The following is a 17,375-nucleotide window of genomic DNA, read 5'->3' as shown; positions in this document are numbered from 1 at the left end:
TTCTCTCCCTTATGCACCTGAACCTAATATTTCAACCTTTTCTACAAAATCAAATTTTCTAAGCTTATTCATTAACGTATGAATGTCCTCTTCCATGGCAGATGTACTGATAGACAGCGTCACATTTGCTCGGCCCTGAAGCGGAATGGTCTGGTGAATGGAAAGAACATTGCTTCCAGAATCAGCTACTGCCTGCAGGAGCTGAGATAACGCACCTGACCTATCCTCCAAATGAAAGAAAAGTGTGATAATTTGCTCTTTAACCATAGTGTAGAACGGAAAAACAGCATCTCTATATTTATAAAATGCACTTCTGCTTAAATCGACCTTTTGAACGGCATCTGCCACTGAATCTGCTTTTTTTCGATCAAGCAGCTTTTTGACTTCCAATGTTTTTTTCATCGCATCGGGCAATACATCTTCACGGACAAGATAAAATGTCTCCTCTTTCATTTGCATCCCCCCTTTAAAATAGAGAGCCCGACATTCAGGCTCTCCTTTCTGCCATCATTAATCAATAAATTCAAATTCAAACTCCAGAAGCCTGATAATATCTCCATCCTCGGCTCCTCGTTCTCTGAGTGCTTCATCAACACCCATTCCGCGCATTTGTCTCGCAAATCGTTTAACCGATTCATCACGCGAGAAATCAGTCATCTTGAATAATCGCTCAAGGCTGTCTCCTGAAAGCACAAATACACCGTCTGGGTCGCGTTCAATATTAAATGGCACTTCTTCATTTTCGATCGTGTACATAACACGATTTTGTGTAAGCTCTTCCTCGTCATATAACGGAAATTCCGGCGTATTTTCAAGCTGATTGGCGACTTCAAACAGAAGTTCACGAAGGCCTTCTCTTGTCACCGCGCTGATTGGAAATACCGGGTAATCATCCGTCAGCTTTTCTTTAAAGGCTTTAAGGTTTTCCGCCGCCTCCGGCATGTCCATTTTATTTGCAACAATAATTTGCGGGCGTTCAGTGAGACGCAGATTGTACTCGCTCAGCTCCTGATTAATCGTTACATAATCCTCATACGGATCGCGTCCTTCTAAACCGGACATGTCAATGACGTGAACGATAACCCGCGTCCGTTCGATATGGCGCAAAAATTGGTGGCCAAGTCCGACGCCTTGGTGTGCGCCTTCAATCAGTCCCGGCAAATCAGCCATAACAAAGCTGCGTCCGTCATCCGTCTCAACCATGCCGAGATTCGGAACAAGCGTTGTAAAGTGGTAGTCCGCAATTTTCGGTTTTGCAGATGAAACAACAGACAGCAAAGTGGATTTTCCGACACTCGGAAATCCAACAAGCCCCACATCTGCAAGCACTTTTAATTCAAGAACAATGTAGCGCTCTTTTCCCGGCTCGCCGTTTTCTGAAAGCTGAGGCGCGGGGTTAGCCGGTGTAGCAAAGCGGGAATTCCCTCTTCCGCCTCTTCCTCCCCTTGCAATGACAGCCTGCTGTCCGTGCTCTGTTAAATCAGCAATGACCTGCTTTGTATCATCGTCTGTCACAACGGTGCCCGGCGGAACTTTAATGACCATATCATCGGCATTTCGCCCATGCTGGTTTTTAGACATGCCGTGCTCGCCGCGAATTGCTTTAAAGTGTTTTTTGTATCTAAAATCCATCAGGGTGCGGAGACCTTCATCCACTTCAAAAACGACGTCTCCTCCCTTTCCTCCGTCACCGCCGGCAGGGCCGCCTTTCGGCACATATTTTTCACGACGAAACGCAACCATCCCGTTGCCGCCATCGCCGCCTTTTACATATACTTTGACCTGATCTACAAACATAATGTCCTCCGTTCTAAACCGTTAAAAACTCCGCTAATCCAACCCAATTTCAATCAGACATTCGTGACTTGTGATCTCAAAACGCATGATGTCAACATCCTCATATCCATTCTGCCGAATATCATTAAAAGCCGATGGATCGGTAAAAGCGCCGTGAAAATCAAGGTACAGAATCAGCTGTCTGCCAGGATGATCCGTTTGCAGCGAAACCGTTAAATGATTTTCGCTCCCTCTGCTGACCGCTTGATCAAACAGAGAAAACAGTTTTCTCATCAGGTTCACCAGCTTTTGATCATATGCCGACAAATCCTTAATTTCTCCAAGAACTTCATATTCAAGCGTCATATAATGGGTTTTCCAATTAAACGTAAGAAAATCAAACGCCAAATGCGGTGTTTTCAGGTTTGAGAGCTTTGATTCGTGTTTTGCGTCTATCACCATTTCTTCAATCATTTCAAAGACGCGGTCATACTTCTGCAAACTTAAGTTTCCTTTAATCAGCTGCAGCTTATTCATCCAATCATGCCGAGAATGGCCAAGCAGATGAATCAGTTCGTTTATTAATGTTGTATCGCTTATATTTTCTTCTTGATTGTTTGAAACATCCTTCATTTTCGCACTCCCAATCATTTAATTTCTTTTTAGGAGTCTGTATAAGTGTGTATTATGAATTATAACAGAGAAGGCTTTGTTAGAAAAACAATTGTTTTTCCCAGAAATATCATGTTCCTTTTTTATGGCTATGGTTGATTTGCAGCCAGGCAGAACATATTATGTATTACTGCTTGGGGAACATATCCAGTGGGTTTGAGATGTTATTCTCATTCTTCGCGGGGTCTGCTCGCACATACTCTGCATTTCATTCTTGGTGTATACTCCGCATATTGCAAAAAAACTCCAGTCATCATCGACCGGAGTTTTTAAATCATTATTGAGCTACAGGATATACGCTCACTTTTTTGCGGTCACGGCCGAAACGTTCGAATTTAACAGTTCCGTCGATTTTCGCAAATAGAGTGTCATCTCCGCCGCGGCCCACGTTTTCACCTGGGTAAATTTTTGTTCCGCGTTGACGGTAAAGGATAGAACCGCCTGTTACGAATTGACCGTCAGCACGTTTAGCACCTAAACGTTTAGACTCAGAGTCACGTCCGTTCTTTGTAGAACCTACTCCTTTTTTAGAAGCGAAAAACTGAAGATCTAATCTAAGCATGTAGCTCACCTCCTATATTATGTTTGTGGTCACACGCAAGTTATCTTTGTAATCCCGTTCGATTGTCTCCAGTGAAACAATCATGCCTTCAATCAGCAGCTGAGCCTTTTGGCGCGCCTCCGTATCAAGAGATTCAGGGAATTCAAAGTAAAAATAACCCCCATCCTCTCCTATATCAAGAAGCGGCTCAAAGCCTGCAAGCACAATAACCGCGTTTACGGCTCCAAACACAACCGCTGTCACTCCAGCACAAACAAGATCTTGTCCATGTTCAGCAAAATTCGCATGGCCTGTCATTTCAAAAGACAAGATGCCTTTATCATGGGACCTTCTGATTGTTGCCTGAATCATGCTTACGCGTTGATTTTTTCGATCGTCACTTTAGAGTAAGGCTGACGATGACCTTGTTTTTTATGAACGTTTTTCTTTGCTTTGTATCTGAAAACAGTGATTTTTTTCGCACGGCCTTGTTTTTCAACTTTAGCTGTTACTGTTGCGCCTTCAACTGTAGGGTTGCCGACTTTCACATTGTCTCCGCCAACAAACAAAACGTCTTCAAAAGTAACTGTTTCTCCTGCTTCAGCAGCAAGTTTTTCGATGTAAACAGTTTGGCCTTCTTCAACTTTGATTTGTTTACCGCCTGTTTTAATGATTGCGTACATTCTCTGCACCTCCTATTAGACTAAGACTCGCCAGACACCAGGGGGCTTTAAAAGCTCTTAACACCTGTACTGAGCGGTTGTAGCAATGGTGCTACATCCATAACATTAAAAAATATACCAAAACACAAGACGTTTGTCAATTGATTTTAGTAAGGCAGCAGCAGCTCTTCCATGGAGGAATTCGTCCGCTTATCGGCAAAGTAAGCGTGGAGCACTTCATTCTCGTCAAGCTGGCTGAGCTTCTTGCCGGATTTCTCTATAATAATCGGATGTTTACAGCCGCGTTTGAACTCTGCCATCACATGATAGACTTTGTCTTCCGCCTTTACAGTCAGCGGCAGCAGTTTTTCAAGCTCGCGATTTTTTCCGTAATACCGTTCAAGAAGAAATCTCACGTGGATATAATGCCTTTGCCTGTATTCCTCAAACAAAGAAACAGCAAGAAAGACAAACAAAACCCATGCGCTGATTTGCAGAGGAACCACAAATAAAATCCAGCACCCGAGCAGCAGACAGAAGCAGAGCGACGTTTTTAAATTGAGCCGGTGAGCCTTTTGAAAAGGCAGTTGCTTGGAAAACAGCAAAAACAACAGTTTTCCGCCGTCAAGCGGCCAGATCGGCAGCAGATTTACAAATAAAATAGAAAGGTTATAAAAGGTGAAGAGTTCAAAGGTATGCTGATGAATCACTGAGAATTCTGCAAGCGTCCAGGCAGCAAGCTGAAGCCAGATGTGCTGAAGAGGGCCCGCAATAACCACCGCAAGCTCTTCCTTTAACGGTCGATTCCCGTGCTCTTCCACTTCGACCGTTCCGCCAAACGGCAGCAAAAAAACACGCTTAATTCTCCAAGAAAAAAACACGGCCAGAGCAGCATGCCCCAGCTCATGGATCAGTACAATCAGCAGCAGGCATAATAATGCCTTCATATGGCCTGTGAGCAGTCCCAGAGCCGCAATCATCCACAGAAAAGGATGCACATGAATTTTTAAAATAAGGTCAAGCCACTTATTCAAATGAAATCACCTGAATCGGGTCAATAAATTTATCGCCATCTTTCATAGCAAAGTAATAGACCCCTTTATTATGATCATCAAGTTTAATTGAACCAAGTTTTTTTCCTTTATCTACAAAGTCATATAAAGCCACATCTACATCTTTGAGCTCTCCATAAATACTATAAGTATTGTCAGCATGCTGTACCTTAACCGTCAGCCCCGTCTGGCTATCTTTGTTGACTTCAACTATATAGCCTTCTTTTATGCTATCAATTGTATCACTGCTTGTTTCGACTTTAATCCCTTCCCCGTTATCCTTAAAATCCTCCTGCACTTTCCCAGATGCAGGCGCGGCCAAATCTTGGCCTACTTCAACCTGCTGTTCCTTATTTTTATGTTCAGGAGCCAGAAAAGCGAGCGGATTTCCAAATTTCGTTTCAAACCAGTGGCTTGCAGAGGCAAATTGAAATTCAGTTTCGAAGGTTTTGGCAACGGCGGGTTTAATCTGGCTGACAGGCCCTATATTTGTTTTATAAGCTATGGCTGAAACAAGAACAAGGCAGGCTGACAGAAGACATTTTAGGATAATCGAATCTGTTTTAACCAAAGGGTGTTTTCCGTTAAATGTTGATATGTTATCTTCATATATTGGAAGAGTTCCATGCTTTTCCTGATCCGATACCATTACCCAAGACGGGGGTTTCTGCTTTTCAGGAAATGTCTGAGCGGAAGAACGTTTCGAGCCGGAAAGCTGTTTTCTTCTTTTCTCTAATCGTTTTCTGATTTCATCTGCTCTATGACTCATTGCAATCATCCTTTGCATTCGTTGGGTTTGTACATCATATGTCTTGTCCATGACAAATATTCGTTTTACCCAAAGCAGACAAAAACAAAAAACCTGACACAGCATTTGCTTTGTCAGGCTCTTCTCTTTGATTTTATTCCACTAAGATCTTACTCCGAAAAATGATTTAATCTTAGCCATCATCCCTTTGTTTTGCTCTTCAAGCATCTGCAAAGGAACAGATTCACCCAGGATGCGCCGGGCAATATTGCGATATGCAATCGAAGCGCGGTTTTTCGAGTCCATTGCAATCGGTTCGCCATGGTTAGAAGCTCTAATGACTTCATCATCATCAGCCACGATTCCGAGTAAATCGATCGACAAATGCTGTACGATTTCGTCGATATCCATCGTATCACCATTTTTCATTAGGTGATTTCTGATTCTGTTTACAACAAGCCGCGGCGGTTCAATATTTTCCTCTTGCTCCAGCAGTCCTATAATACGGTCAGCATCACGAACAGCTGAAATTTCAGGCGTTGTGACCACAATCGCTTTATCAGCTCCGGAAACGGCATTTTTGTATCCTTGCTCAATTCCGGCAGGACAGTCTATGATGACATAGTCAAATTCCTGTTTAAGCGCTTGAACCATATCTTTAATTTGTTCAGGAACCACGGCTGTCTTATCGCTCGTTTGAGCAGCGGGCATTAAATAGAGCAGATCATCGAAACGTTTGTCTTTTACGAGCGCCTGATGCATTTTGCATCTTCCCTCTACGACGTCGACAAGATCATAAATAATTCTATTTTCAAGACCCATTACAACATCAAGGTTGCGCAGCCCTATATCAGTATCTAATAAGCATACTCGCTTCCCTAAAATGGCTAAGGCGGTACCGAGGTTCGCAGATGTTGTCGTTTTACCTACTCCGCCTTTTCCCGAAGTTATTACGATAGCCTCACCCAATTCACATTCCTCCCTCAAGCCTTGTTAGATCAGGTCTTAAATGAGCCAAATGTTGAAGGCGTTCAATGACCATATTTCCGTCTGTATCTAAATAAGCACATTCCATTTCGTTCCCTTTTTGAATGTGGTCTGGGGAGCGATTTAACACATGATTGATTCTTAATTGTGTCGGCAGCATTTCGGCGGCGGCGATAACCGCTTGATGATTACCGTTACATCCAGCGTGCGCCATCCCTTTCAATGAACCAAGGACAAAAATGTTCCCTCCTGCCATGACTGTTCCGCCGGGATTCACATCACCGATCAGGAGCAAATCGCCTTTCACTTGCAGCACTTGGCCTGAACGGACAATTTTTGAAACAGAAATAATTTCAGCTTCCTCTTTCATTCGCTGTGCTTCTTGTTTCGTAATGACTTCACTGTCAATAGAATGAACAAACAAATCTTTCTTTGACGCAATCAATTCGGTCAGCTGTTCCTCTTGCTCCTTATATAAAAAGCGATTTCCCAGCTTAATATGGACGCTGATTTTCTGGCCTTTTCCATCCGTATATTGCTCAATTGACAGCATATTCTGAAGACCATCGAGAAGCTCATCAAAAGAACATGCATCATCCAGATGCAATGTTAATCCGTTCTTAGTTCCTTTTATTGTTACATATTGCTGCTTTTTGGTCTTCACAATATTCACCTCAACAACATACTCATTTCGTCAAAAAAAGATAAAATCCTTTTTTACTCATCTCTCAATTCTTTCTTTAGACTCATAAAAAACAATCTAAATGGAAGAACCAGGATTAAAGCGGCTGCAATATTTAATAAAATTGTCGGTATAAACCGGTCAAGCACAAACCCGTTAAACGTCATGATGTCTTTATGAATCAACGACTGAATGCCGAATACATAAAATTCGAGCACGCTGACAGCGAGAACTGCTATCAATATCACCACAAATGCGTTTGTATGCAGCACTTTAAACGCTTTTGAAGCCAAGTAGCATAACCCGGCAAAACCAAACATATAAACGCCTAATAGACTTGTATAGTTCATGTCATATAGAAAGCCAAAAATAAATCCGTAAATCATCGCGTGTTTTTGGTTGATGAAAGCTGACATAAATATCAATACAATCATCAGAAAACGCGGGGCAAGCACCTGATCATCTGTAACGAACGGAAAATGCACCAAATCTGTAAAAATGCTTTCCGCAGAAAAAACGAGCAGCATCACGAAAGGGAGAAGGAAACGTTTCACGATCCTTCCTCCTCTGTATCGACAGTCGGCACGTCACGGTTAACAATGATCACATTATTTAAATCGGATAGGTCAGCAGCAGGTTTTACATAAGCAACTTTCGTTAATCCATAGGAATCTGACTCGATATCTGTCACTTCACCGATTGTCAGTCCCTCTGGGAAAACGCCGCCTGTGCCTGATGTTTCAATAAGATCGCCTTTTTTTACGTCCTGCTTATCCTTACGCTCAATAATTGTCATCTTAAGACGTTTTTTCTCTTTGTCATACCCTTCGATCAGGCCGTAGCCTTTGTTGCCTTTTTTCCCGGATATTTTCGTCGCCACTCTGTTATTGCGGTCAGTGTCGCTTAAAAGCTGAACAGTAGACGTGAAGTTATTGAGACCAGAGCTTTTGATCTTGCCGATTAATGCGCCTTTTTCGTTTGTTACAGCCATATCCTTCGCTACGTTTTGCTGTGTCCCCTTATTAACGGTGACCTGTTTCGCCCAATGATCAGGACTTCTGGCAATGACCGTAGCTAAAATCGGCTTGTAATCTTTAATCGATTTGACGTGGCCCAGCTCGTCACGCAAGGATTTGTTTTCTTCTTCAAGCTCTTGAAGCTTGGCTTCATACTGTGTCTGTCCATCAAGCTTCTCTCTTAGACGCTCGTTTTCTTTATACGTGTTTTTTAAATCATCGATGTTTTCAAATATCCCTGCAAAAAACGCGGCAGGCGTATGAAAAATATTTTGAAATACTCCCGTCGTATCGCCGATCACTTTCTCAGGCCAGGTGGTATTGCGGCCGCCCTTCAGCGAAAATCCAATCATAGCCACCAATATGATAATACACAGAAGTAATAGCATTAACCGTTTATTCGGCATCGTGTTACACCTCTTCTATTGAACTCCCGATTATCTTGTTTTCCCTTTGAAAAGATGGATGTGCTCCAGCGCTTTTCCTGTTCCGATCGCTACACAATCGAGCGGATCTTCGGCAATCAGAACCGGCATTTTTGTTTCTTCACTGATGACTTTATCCAAATTGCGAAGAAGTGCTCCGCCGCCGGTTAACACAATACCTCTGTCCATGATATCTGCTGCAAGTTCAGGCGGTGTTTTTTCAAGTGTGCTCTTCACTGCTTCAACAATTGTAGATACAGTGTCACGCAAAGCATTTGCAATTTCTTTTCCTGTAATTTCGATTGTTTTCGGCAGACCTGTCAGTAAATCGCGTCCGCGAATTTCCATGTTGTCGGATCCTTCAGGAGCTTCCGCTGATCCGATCTCCATTTTAATCGCTTCAGCCGTACGGTCACCGATCATCAGGTTGTATGTTTTTCTGATATAGTTGATAATCGCGTCATCCATCTCGTCACCGGCTACGCGGATCGATTGGGACGTTACAATGCCCCCGAGGGAAATAATCGCAACCTCTGTCGTACCGCCGCCGATATCTACAACCATACTTCCCGTCGGTTCCCAAACCGGCAGATTAGCACCGATTGCTGCGGCAAATGGCTCTTCAATCGGATACGCATCACGCGCTCCCGCCTGTCTTGTCGCATCGATAACAGCGCGTTCCTCAACAGCCGTAATGCCTGAAGGGACACAAACCATCACATATGGTTTTCTGGCAAACATGCCTTTATTTTTAATGGCCTGATTGATGTAATATTTCATCATCGTCGCCGTTGTTTCATAATCAGCGATAACCCCGTCTTTCATCGGGCGAAGCGCCACCACATTACCCGGTGTCCGTCCGATCATATTTTTCGCATCATTTCCGACAGCAACAATCGACTTCGTATCCGTTTGCAAAGCGACGACTGACGGCTCTCTCACAACAATTCCTTTTCCTTTTACAAAAACAAGCGTATTCGCAGTTCCAAGATCTATACCAAGGTCTCTTGTACCAATTCCAAACATATGTATGTATCTTCCTTTCTTAAAGCAAAAATACCCTAAAGGGAAAAACTCATAAACTCTATTATAGCTTAATTTGACGAAAAAAAAAGTGTTACAAATATCCTTTTTCCTTTAAACTCACAAATTTTTTGTCACCGATCACCAAATGGTCAAGCAATTCGATGCCAATCAGGTTTCCGCATTCAAACAGCCGCCTCGTCACTTCAATATCTTCCCTGCTCGGCGTCGGATCTCCAGAAGGATGATTGTGAACACAGATAAAGGAAGCGGCAGATCGTTTAAATGCTTCTTTAAACACCTCTCGCGGATGGACAATAGATGAATTCAGACTTCCGATAAATATGGTGCGTTTATGGATGACTTGGTTTTTTGTATTAAGATATAAACAGACAAAATGCTCTTGGCTTAAAAAGCGCATATCCTCCATGACAAGATTTGCGCCGTCTTCCGGGGAGCGAATAATGAAATGTTCTTCATTGGCTAATTTATGAATACGGCTTCCCAGTTCAACTGCCGCCAGTATTTGCACGGCTTTTACCACACCAATTCCCGGGATGCTCGACAATTCTTCAACCGATGCTTCTTTCAGCAGTCGCAGTCCGTCAAAAGATCGCAGCAGCCGATTTGACAGGTCCATGACAGATTCGCGTCTCGTTCCTGTCCGCAATAATATAGCCAATAGTTCGTGATTCGCTAAGTTCTCGGCTCCGACTCTCAGGAGCCGTTCTCTTGGCTTTTCTTTCGTTGGGAAATCTCTGAGTTTTAATGGCAGATCGTGTATGATCAAGCACTCCTTTTCTTTCCCTTCCCGTTTATAGAACCGTCATGAATTTATATCAAAATGGCGAAGAGCTCTCATCGTTTTTGATATAGGAAGACCCATGACTGAATAATAATCTCCGTCTATTTTCTTTACAAAAAGCGCGCCTCTTCCTTGGATGCCGTACGCACCTGCTTTATCCATTGGTTCTTTTGTTTCAATATAAGTCCAAATCTCTTCTTCAATGAGTGGCCAAAACACAACTTCTGTCTTATCATAAAAAGTCTCGCTGTGATGTGCGGCTTGTATGCTGACCGCGGTAATGACTGAATGACTCCTGCCTGAAAGCCTCCGCAGCATAGAAGCGGCTTCTTTTTGATCCTTTGGTTTGCCGAGGCATTCGCCGTCCAGGCATACCATTGTATCAGCGCCGATAACGATTGCATGCGGGTGGAGATCAGCTACAGCCTTAGCTTTTTGTTTTGCCAACCATTGGACGTTTTCTTCAGGTGAAAAGTTTCGATTTAATTTTTCCTCTACTTCACTGACGATAATGGAGTAGGGCAGCTGGAGAAGATCAAGGAGTTCTTTCCTGCGCGGAGATTGTGATGCAAGTATTAGCGGCTTAGTCATGCTCGTCATCCTTTCAGGGTTTGCTTAAGAAAAAAAGATACTCGTTTATCCTACCAAATCACGAGGCTTGTCACAATTTCAGAAAAATAACTTTTTCATGACAAAATAAAAAAAGCCTGTCGCTAAAGGACGAAGGCTCAGGCACTTTCTCTTATTTAATGAGAGCCAACAGCTGCTGCTGAGCCTTCCAGCCCGCTTCAGCACTTGGGTTCTCCAGTTCCTTTAATGCTTGCAAGATCGCTTTTTTCTCTCCTGCTTCTGTTTCTCCAATCGACTTTTCTATTTTTTCCACACTTGCTTTTGTAACGTCTTCCCCGAGAATCGCCTTTGCTGCAAGCTCCGTTGTTTTCTTGAACGAATCTGTCATATCCGGCTCTACTGATAAGGAAAGCTCCTTGCCGCCCCAAGCTTCAAAATCGCTATCGATTAAAAATTGCCCTAACTGCTGTGATACACCTTTATCACCGGCTAAGCCTGCGATGACATATGTATATCCGTCATCCTTTGGCAGCGACACGGCGGAATAGCCTTTTTCAGTCAGTTGTTCAGTTAACGTTTCGGCACCCTTTTCATTTGAGAATTTCCCGGCTTGAACAGCGTACGTTTTATATGTACCTTTAGTTTGTGCCGCCTGCTTTTCTGCGCCTGAGCTTTGTTTCTCACCAGCAGTATCTCCGGCTTTCGCCGTTTGGCTGCCTAGGGAATCATCTATAGAAGCAGGTACCGACGCTTCTTTATTACCAGACATGTTCAACGCGAATAAACCTAATCCTGTGCCTATGACAGCCGCAAAGGCAATCGTCGCCGCCACTCTTTTTACCGGCTTTGCCGTCCCGGGCTTTCCCTTTGAATACAGCTTTGTTTTTTTCTTTTGATAGGCCGGAACAACTTTTGGATCCTCTTTAAACACCTTGTCTTCCTCAGGATCCCAATTAAAGTCATCCTCATCAGGATGCTCATGGGATGCGGCAACCTCTTGTTCTGCCTTTCTCTTTTCCTCCCAATTTGAAAATGTCATGTTTTTTTCCATCTCAGCTTCAGTCTCAGGCATTTCTTGTTCGTAAACCGTCTCTTCTTGTCCATTAATCGTTACCTTGAGGGCCTTTTCTGCGGCTTTCCTGTTTTTTTTATGCTTCCTTTTTTTCAATTCCGCTTCCTCCCTTCGTTTGCTTGACCGTTTTTGTCGGCTTATTCATGCTACACACTTTAGCACAGGCGAAAAAAAAAAGAACAAGACTTTTGTCGCCTTGTCCAAAAAACGTTCGTCAAATTTTTCAGTGATTCCCTAATGCCATTTGAATATAAAAAGAAATGATAGCATCACCGTATAAATAGGCTAACGTACTGCCTGCCGCAATGGCGGGAGCAAAGGGAAGCGGCTGTCTTTTGGCGAGTCGTCCAGTCAGGGCGGCTGCCGCTCCATATAATGCACCGATCAAAACAGAAAAGAAAAAAGCAGCAGCCAGCATTTTCACACCAAGCATAAAGCCAATCACCGCAAATAATTTAATATCTCCTCCCCCTATTCCTCCACGGGTGATCGCGGCAATAAAGGCTAAAGATAGAAATCCGGCGGCCGCACCTAAAAGACCGGCATACCAGGAATCAAGCGGAGAAATCAATCTCGCAGCCGCCAAAAGGGGAAGAAAGAAAACCAATATTCGATTTGGAATCAGCATATAATGAATATCTGTCACCGCAACAATGATGAGAAGAGAGATAAACACGAGAGCTGGAAATAGTTCCGAAGATAAACCAAAGCGAATACCGGCGGCGGCAAATAAACACGCTGTCAAAAGCTCTGCCGCGGGATACATTAAAGAAATTCTGCGCCCGCAGCTTTTGCATTTGCCCTTTTGGAAAAGAAATGACAGGATGGGGATTAATTCTGTTGGAGTTAAAGTCCGCCGGCAAAATGAGCATGCTGAACGGGGCGTGATAATGGATATATGTGAAGGGATACGGCACCCGGCCGTATAATAAAATGAACCAAAAATCAGGCCGAGAATAAATAGAATAAGAAGCATGGACAACACACCTTTACTAGATACTGGTATGGATTGTAGCAAAATGAGCGGCCATAACTCGAATCGGGAATATTCAATTTTACACAAAAAAACCCCGGCAGAATCTCAATTTTGATACTGCCGGGGCTGATTGCCTTTATTTCAGCCTTTTACGAATCTCAGAAATAAAATAAAGCGATCCGGTAATCAGCACAATGTCATTTGTTCCTTTTTTGCTTTCTATAAATTCGAGCACATCTTGAGGATCTTCACTCCAGCTTTTATTGCTGATTTCACTTACCTCATAGAGATCTTTTGCAAGAGAAGCACGCGGGAAATCAAAAGAAGCAAAATGAATCGCATGCGCTATGCTCTCCAGCCTCTTTATCATGGTTTGATATGGTTTGTCCTTTAACGCACTAAACACAATAGAAATGCGGGAATCAGGGAAACGCTGTTTCATCGTTTCCGCCAGCTTTTCCACACCTTCTTCGTTATGCGCGCCATCTAAGTATACCGGCGGCTGCTCTAAAACTAGCTCTAACCGTCCCGGCCATGCAGCCTTTACCAGCCCGCTTCTTAGCGCTTCCTCACTGATATGGGCAATATTCTCTCTATTGAGCCACTCCGCAGCCAAAATGGATAATGCGGCATTTTGTCTTTGATGTGTGCCAATGAGAGATGTCCGAATGTCTTCATAGCACTTCTCACCCGTTTTGAAGGAAAACTGTTCTTCCGCAGGCAAAGCCTTTTCATTGAACATAATACATGTGTCATGTAATGACTGGAACGGCGCAGCATGCTGCTCAGCTTCATGACGAATGACCTGCAAGGCTTCCGGCTGGGTAACAGCGGTCACGATTGGAATTCCATCTTTAATGATTCCGGCCTTTTCTCCTGCAATTTCTTCAATCGTGTTTCCCAAAATGTTCATGTGATCATGTCCGATGCTTGTGATCACAGTTAAAAGCGGTTCAACCACATTGGTAGAGTCAAATCTGCCGCCCAAACCTGTTTCAAAAACAACAAAATCGACCTTATGAAATGCTGCAAAATATAAAAATGCACAAGCCGTCATCACTTCAAATTCTGTCGTCGGCCCGTATTCTGTTTGATCAAGTGCTTCAACGTGCGGCTTCAGCTGATTGACAAGCGCCGTCCATTCCTCATCTGAGATCGGTGTTCCGTTTACACTGATCCGTTCATTAAACGTAATGATATAAGGTGACGTAAACGTGCCAACCGTATATCCGGCTTCTTGCAGCATAGAACGGATAAAAGCGACAGTTGAGCCTTTTCCGTTTGTTCCTGCGACGTGAAGTGCACGGATTTTCTTTTCAGGATGCCCTAATCGCGCCATCAGCTGCTCCATCCGGCCGAGTCCGGGCTTCACGCCGAATTTCAGCCGCCCATGAATCCAGCTGCGCGCTTCTTCATATTTAGTAAACAATGATAATCCCCTCTTTTATAAGACAAGGCGGTTTCTAGAGAAACCGCCCCGCTTTTTCATTAACCTTTCAGCTCAGCCATTCGTTTTTGAACAGCGTCACGCTTTGCCACATAATCTTTTTCTTTTTCACGTTCTTCATCAATTACGTGCGCAGGGGCTTTTTTGATAAATCCTTCATTTCCAAGTTTCTTTTGGACACGCTCGACTTCTTTTGTCAGCTTATCGAATTCTTTTTGCAGACGGGCAATTTCTTCGTCGATATTAATTAAGCCTTCAAGCGGAAGAATAACCTCTGCTCCTGAGACAACGGCCGTCATTGCTTTATCAACAGCCTTGATATCCGTGCCGATTTTAAGCACGCTCGGATTCGTAAAGCGTTCAACATACGAACGGTTCGCTTCGAGACGGGCTGCGATTTCGTCTGTGCTTGTTTTAATATGCAGTTCAACCTGCTTGCTCATTGGCGTATTGACTTCACTGCGGATATTACGCACAGAACGGATCAGCTCAACAAGAAGCTTCATGTCAGCCGCCGCTTCCGCATCCGTATGCTCTGGCACAACAACAGGCCATTGACTTACTGTAATCGATTCCCCTTGGTGAGGAAGGTGCTGCCAAATCTCTTCCGTTAAGAATGGCATAAATGGATGGAGCAGACGCATCGTTTGATCCAGTACGTAAGCAAGGATGGAACGAGTTGTTTTCTTAGCCGCTTCGTCTTCTCCGTAAAGCGGTAGCTTCGCCATTTCAATATACCAATCACAGAAATCATCCCAAATGAAATTATATAAATGGCGGCCGACTTCACCAAATTCATATCGATCAGCAAGCTGGGTCACGTGCTCGATCGTTTCATTTAATCGCGTTAAAATCCACTTGTCAGCTACTGATTTTTCACCTGACAGATCAAGCTCATCGTATGACATGCCGTCCATGTTCATTAATGCAAAACGGGAGGCATTCCAAATTTTATTGGCGAAATTCCAAGTCGATTCCACCTTTTCATAGCTAAAGCGCAGATCCTGGCCCGGAGAGCTTCCTGTCGCTAGGAAATAACGCAGAGAATCGGCTCCGTACTTGTCAATGACATCCATCGGATCGACACCGTTGCCAAGAGATTTACTCATTTTCCGGCCTTGCTCGTCACGGATTAAGCCATGGATTAACACATCTTTGAACGGGCGCTCGCCTGTAAATTCGATACCTTGGAAAATCATGCGTGACACCCAGAAGAAAATGATGTCGTATCCTGTTACGAGAACGTCTGTCGGATAGTATCGCTTAAAGTCTTCAGCCGTTACGTCAGGCCAGCCCATCGTGGAGAAAGGCCAAAGCGCAGAACTGAACCATGTGTCCAATACGTCTGTATCTTGTTCCCAATTTTCGCTGTCCTCAGGCGCTTCAAGCCCGACATATAGCTCGCCTGTTTCTTTATGATACCAGGCAGGAATACGGTGTCCCCACCACAATTGACGGGAAATACACCAGTCGCGAATGTTTTCCATCCAGTGTAAATACGTTTTTTCAAAACGGTCAGGCACAAAGTTGACCTTTGCTTCTTTCTTTTGCAGTTCAATCGCTGCATCAGCAAGCGGCTGCATATGCACAAACCATTGTGTAGAAAGATAAGGCTCCACAACAGCCCCGCTTCGTTCACTATGGCCGACAGAGTGCATGTGATCCTCGATTTTGAAGAGAACTCCCGCTTCCTGTAAATCCTTCACGAGCTTTTTGCGGCATTCAAAACGATCCAAACCTTGATATTGCAGGGCATTTTCATTCATCGTACCATCTTCATTCATAACGAGTATGCGCTCTAAATTGTGGCGGTTGCCAAGCTCGAAGTCGTTCGGATCATGAGCAGGTGTAATTTTCACGGCACCTGAACCAAATTCCATATCAACGTAATCATCACTCACAATCGGAATTTCACGATTTACAATCGGCAGGATCACCGTTTTTCCGATAAGGTGTTTATAGCGTTCGTCTTCAGGGTGAACGGCAACAGCCGTATCACCGAGCATCGTTTCAGGACGTGTCGTCGCAATTTCAATTGAACCTGAACCATCAGCGAGCGGATAGCTCATATGATAAAATGCGCCTTGAACATCTTTGTAAATGACCTCAATGTCAGATAAGGCTGTTTTTGTCGCAGGATCCCAGTTAATAATATATTCGCCTCTATAAATCAGGTCTTTTTCATAAAGCTTAACGAATACTTCACGAACCGCTTTGCTTAAACCTTCATCCAGCGTGAACCGTTCACGGGAATAATCAAGGCCAAGCCCTAATTTCGCCCACTGGCTTCGGATAAAGTCAGCATACTCTTCCTTCCAGCTCCACGTTTCCTCGAGGAATTTCTCGCGTCCCAAATCGTAGCGGGATTTGCCTTCTTCACGAAGTTTCGCTTCTACTTTAGCCTGTGTCGCAATGCCGGCGTGGTCCATACCTGGAAGCCACAGCACATCATAGCCCTGCATGCGTTTCATCCTAGTTACAATGTCTTGCAGCGTTGTGTCCCACGCATGGCCAAGATGAAGTCTTCCTGTTACGTTTGGCGGCGGAATAACAACAGAATACGGCTCTTTTGTCTCGTCACTTCCAGCTTCGAAGAATTTGCCTTTCAGCCAAAAATTATATCGGTCTTTTTCAACCGCTGCCGGATCATATTTCGTCGGCATTGTCATCTGCTCATTCGTTTCCATCATAACCCTCCAACATGTTTAAAAATGGCTGAGAACGACAAAAGAGCTCTTCATCCTGTAAAAGGACGAAAAGCTCTTTCGCGGTACCACCTTTTTTCATGAACTATACCAGTTCATGCACTTACAACGGATAACGGGTGTTTCCCGAATTTCTCTACTCTTCTTTCAAGAAATTATGCTCCCGGGCGACCTTCCAATCAGACAGCATAAGAAGCCTTTCAGCAAACGGCTTCT

General features: G+C 43.9%; 20 protein-coding genes and 2 other annotated features (1 of these 22 only partly in view). Of the genes, 1 reads left to right on the top strand and 19 read right to left on the bottom strand.

Features of this window, described 5'->3' with window-relative positions; all coding sequences use genetic code 11:
* Positions 1-9: 9 nt before the first annotated feature.
* The 3 genes from thrR to spo0B are packed head-to-tail and all read right to left on the bottom strand — an operon-like array spanning position 10 to position 2,409.
* Positions 10-453 carry a transcriptional regulator ThrR gene (gene thrR, locus BTW01_RS06675; RefSeq protein WP_162102240.1) on the bottom strand — a complete coding sequence of 148 codons (444 nt, stop codon included), beginning with the start codon at positions 451-453 and terminating at the stop codon, positions 10-12.
* A 57-nt stretch (positions 454-510) separates the two neighbouring features.
* A complete protein-coding gene (gene obgE / locus BTW01_RS06670; RefSeq protein WP_162102239.1) occupies positions 511-1,797 on the bottom strand; it encodes a GTPase ObgE in 1,287 nt (428 codons plus the stop codon).
* A 33-nt stretch (positions 1,798-1,830) separates the two neighbouring features.
* Positions 1,831-2,409 carry a sporulation initiation phosphotransferase Sop0B gene (gene spo0B, locus BTW01_RS06665; protein ID WP_162102238.1) on the bottom strand — a complete coding sequence of 193 codons (579 nt, stop codon included), beginning with the start codon at positions 2,407-2,409 and terminating at the stop codon, positions 1,831-1,833.
* A gap of 76 nt (positions 2,410-2,485) precedes the next feature.
* Between spo0B and BTW01_RS06660 the strand changes: the two genes are divergently transcribed.
* A complete protein-coding gene (locus BTW01_RS06660; protein ID WP_162102237.1) occupies positions 2,486-2,608 on the top strand; it encodes a hypothetical protein in 123 nt (40 codons plus the stop codon).
* 117 nt (positions 2,609-2,725) lie between these two features.
* Here the strand turns inward: BTW01_RS06660 and rpmA are convergent, their stop codons facing one another.
* The 16 genes from rpmA to valS form a co-directional block, all read right to left on the bottom strand.
* Positions 2,726-3,010 carry a 50S ribosomal protein L27 gene (gene rpmA / locus BTW01_RS06655; RefSeq protein ID WP_003152662.1) on the bottom strand — a complete coding sequence of 95 codons (285 nt, stop codon included), beginning with the start codon at positions 3,008-3,010 and terminating at the stop codon, positions 2,726-2,728.
* 12 nt (positions 3,011-3,022) lie between these two features.
* The gene (locus tag BTW01_RS06650; RefSeq protein ID WP_162102236.1) at positions 3,023-3,361 is read right to left on the bottom strand and encodes a ribosomal-processing cysteine protease Prp; all 339 of its coding nucleotides are present in this window, start codon (positions 3,359-3,361) and stop codon (positions 3,023-3,025) included.
* Positions 3,362-3,363: 2 nt separating this feature from the next.
* A complete protein-coding gene (gene rplU, locus BTW01_RS06645) occupies positions 3,364-3,672 on the bottom strand; it encodes a 50S ribosomal protein L21 (protein ID WP_162102235.1) in 309 nt (102 codons plus the stop codon).
* 13 nt (positions 3,673-3,685) lie between these two features.
* Positions 3,686-3,761 (bottom strand) — a sequence feature (ribosomal protein L21 leader region).
* 57 nt (positions 3,762-3,818) lie between these two features.
* Positions 3,819-4,685, bottom strand: coding sequence for a stage IV sporulation intramembrane metalloprotease SpoIVFB (spoIVFB, locus tag BTW01_RS06640; protein WP_162102234.1), 867 nt, complete (start codon positions 4,683-4,685; stop codon positions 3,819-3,821).
* The gene (locus tag BTW01_RS06635) at positions 4,678-5,472 is read right to left on the bottom strand and encodes a M23 family metallopeptidase (protein ID WP_162102233.1); all 795 of its coding nucleotides are present in this window, start codon (positions 5,470-5,472) and stop codon (positions 4,678-4,680) included. Before BTW01_RS06635 ends, spoIVFB begins: the two co-directional genes overlap by 8 nt.
* A gap of 141 nt (positions 5,473-5,613) precedes the next feature.
* Positions 5,614-6,420 (bottom strand): septum site-determining protein MinD, encoded by an 807-nt coding sequence (gene minD / locus BTW01_RS06630; RefSeq protein WP_162102232.1) that lies wholly within the window; start codon positions 6,418-6,420, stop codon positions 5,614-5,616.
* A 1-nt stretch (position 6,421) separates the two neighbouring features.
* Positions 6,422-7,102 (bottom strand): septum site-determining protein MinC, encoded by a 681-nt coding sequence (gene minC / locus BTW01_RS06625; RefSeq protein ID WP_162102231.1) that lies wholly within the window; start codon positions 7,100-7,102, stop codon positions 6,422-6,424.
* Positions 7,103-7,155: 53 nt separating this feature from the next.
* Positions 7,156-7,674 carry a rod shape-determining protein MreD gene (mreD, locus tag BTW01_RS06620; protein ID WP_162102230.1) on the bottom strand — a complete coding sequence of 173 codons (519 nt, stop codon included), beginning with the start codon at positions 7,672-7,674 and terminating at the stop codon, positions 7,156-7,158.
* The gene (gene mreC / locus BTW01_RS06615) at positions 7,671-8,543 is read right to left on the bottom strand and encodes a rod shape-determining protein MreC (protein WP_162102229.1); all 873 of its coding nucleotides are present in this window, start codon (positions 8,541-8,543) and stop codon (positions 7,671-7,673) included. The genes mreD and mreC overlap by 4 nt, the downstream gene beginning before the upstream one ends.
* 30 nt (positions 8,544-8,573) lie before the next feature.
* The gene (gene mreB / locus BTW01_RS06610) at positions 8,574-9,587 is read right to left on the bottom strand and encodes a cell shape-determining protein MreB (protein ID WP_162102228.1); all 1,014 of its coding nucleotides are present in this window, start codon (positions 9,585-9,587) and stop codon (positions 8,574-8,576) included.
* Between the two features lie 91 nt (positions 9,588-9,678).
* Positions 9,679-10,374: a RadC family protein gene (gene radC, locus BTW01_RS06605; protein ID WP_162102227.1), complete on the bottom strand. Its 696-nt coding sequence runs from the start codon at positions 10,372-10,374 to the stop codon at positions 9,679-9,681.
* Positions 10,375-10,410: 36 nt separating this feature from the next.
* Positions 10,411-10,980: a Maf family nucleotide pyrophosphatase gene (locus BTW01_RS06600; RefSeq protein WP_162102226.1), complete on the bottom strand. Its 570-nt coding sequence runs from the start codon at positions 10,978-10,980 to the stop codon at positions 10,411-10,413.
* A gap of 151 nt (positions 10,981-11,131) precedes the next feature.
* Complete coding sequence (locus BTW01_RS06595; RefSeq protein ID WP_162102225.1) at positions 11,132-12,127, bottom strand: SPOR domain-containing protein; 996 nt, start codon at positions 12,125-12,127, stop codon at positions 11,132-11,134.
* Positions 12,128-12,254: 127 nt separating this feature from the next.
* Complete coding sequence (locus BTW01_RS06590; protein WP_162102224.1) at positions 12,255-13,007, bottom strand: prepilin peptidase; 753 nt, start codon at positions 13,005-13,007, stop codon at positions 12,255-12,257.
* Positions 13,008-13,143: 136 nt separating this feature from the next.
* The gene (locus BTW01_RS06585) at positions 13,144-14,436 is read right to left on the bottom strand and encodes a bifunctional folylpolyglutamate synthase/dihydrofolate synthase (protein ID WP_162102223.1); all 1,293 of its coding nucleotides are present in this window, start codon (positions 14,434-14,436) and stop codon (positions 13,144-13,146) included.
* A 59-nt stretch (positions 14,437-14,495) separates the two neighbouring features.
* Positions 14,496-17,141, bottom strand: coding sequence for a valine--tRNA ligase (valS, locus tag BTW01_RS06580; RefSeq protein ID WP_162102222.1), 2,646 nt, complete (start codon positions 17,139-17,141; stop codon positions 14,496-14,498).
* Positions 17,142-17,199: 58 nt separating this feature from the next.
* Positions 17,200-17,375: a binding site (T-box leader), on the bottom strand (it continues 47 nt past the right edge of the window).

Source organism: Bacillus sp. SKDU12, from assembly GCF_010093085.1.
Classification (GTDB): domain Bacteria; phylum Bacillota; class Bacilli; order Bacillales; family Bacillaceae; genus Bacillus; species Bacillus mexicanus.
Note: the sequence above shows the minus strand (reverse complement) of the source record. Positions and strands in the feature narration are given on the sequence as shown.

Excerpts from the sequence above, each read along its gene's own strand:
- obgE (WP_162102239.1), bottom strand. The coding sequence starts at position 1,797 with ATGTTTGTAGATCAGGTCAAAGTATATGTAAAAGGCGGCGATGGCGGC.
- rpmA (WP_003152662.1), bottom strand. The coding sequence starts at position 3,010 with ATGCTTAGATTAGATCTTCAGTTTTTCGCTTCTAAAAAAGGAGTAGGT.
- thrR (WP_162102240.1), bottom strand. The coding sequence starts at position 453 with ATGAAAGAGGAGACATTTTATCTTGTCCGTGAAGATGTATTGCCCGAT.
- BTW01_RS06650 (WP_162102236.1), bottom strand. The coding sequence starts at position 3,361 with ATGATTCAGGCAACAATCAGAAGGTCCCATGATAAAGGCATCTTGTCT.
- spo0B (WP_162102238.1), bottom strand. The coding sequence starts at position 2,409 with ATGAAGGATGTTTCAAACAATCAAGAAGAAAATATAAGCGATACAACA.
- BTW01_RS06635 (WP_162102233.1), bottom strand. The coding sequence starts at position 5,472 with ATGAGTCATAGAGCAGATGAAATCAGAAAACGATTAGAGAAAAGAAGA.
- mreC (WP_162102229.1), bottom strand. The coding sequence starts at position 8,543 with ATGCCGAATAAACGGTTAATGCTATTACTTCTGTGTATTATCATATTG.
- rplU (WP_162102235.1), bottom strand. The coding sequence starts at position 3,672 with ATGTACGCAATCATTAAAACAGGCGGTAAACAAATCAAAGTTGAAGAA.
- BTW01_RS06600 (WP_162102226.1), bottom strand. The coding sequence starts at position 10,980 with ATGACTAAGCCGCTAATACTTGCATCACAATCTCCGCGCAGGAAAGAA.
- valS (WP_162102222.1), bottom strand. The coding sequence starts at position 17,141 with ATGGAAACGAATGAGCAGATGACAATGCCGACGAAATATGATCCGGCA.
- mreB (WP_162102228.1), bottom strand. The coding sequence starts at position 9,587 with ATGTTTGGAATTGGTACAAGAGACCTTGGTATAGATCTTGGAACTGCG.
- BTW01_RS06590 (WP_162102224.1), bottom strand. The coding sequence starts at position 13,007 with ATGCTTCTTATTCTATTTATTCTCGGCCTGATTTTTGGTTCATTTTAT.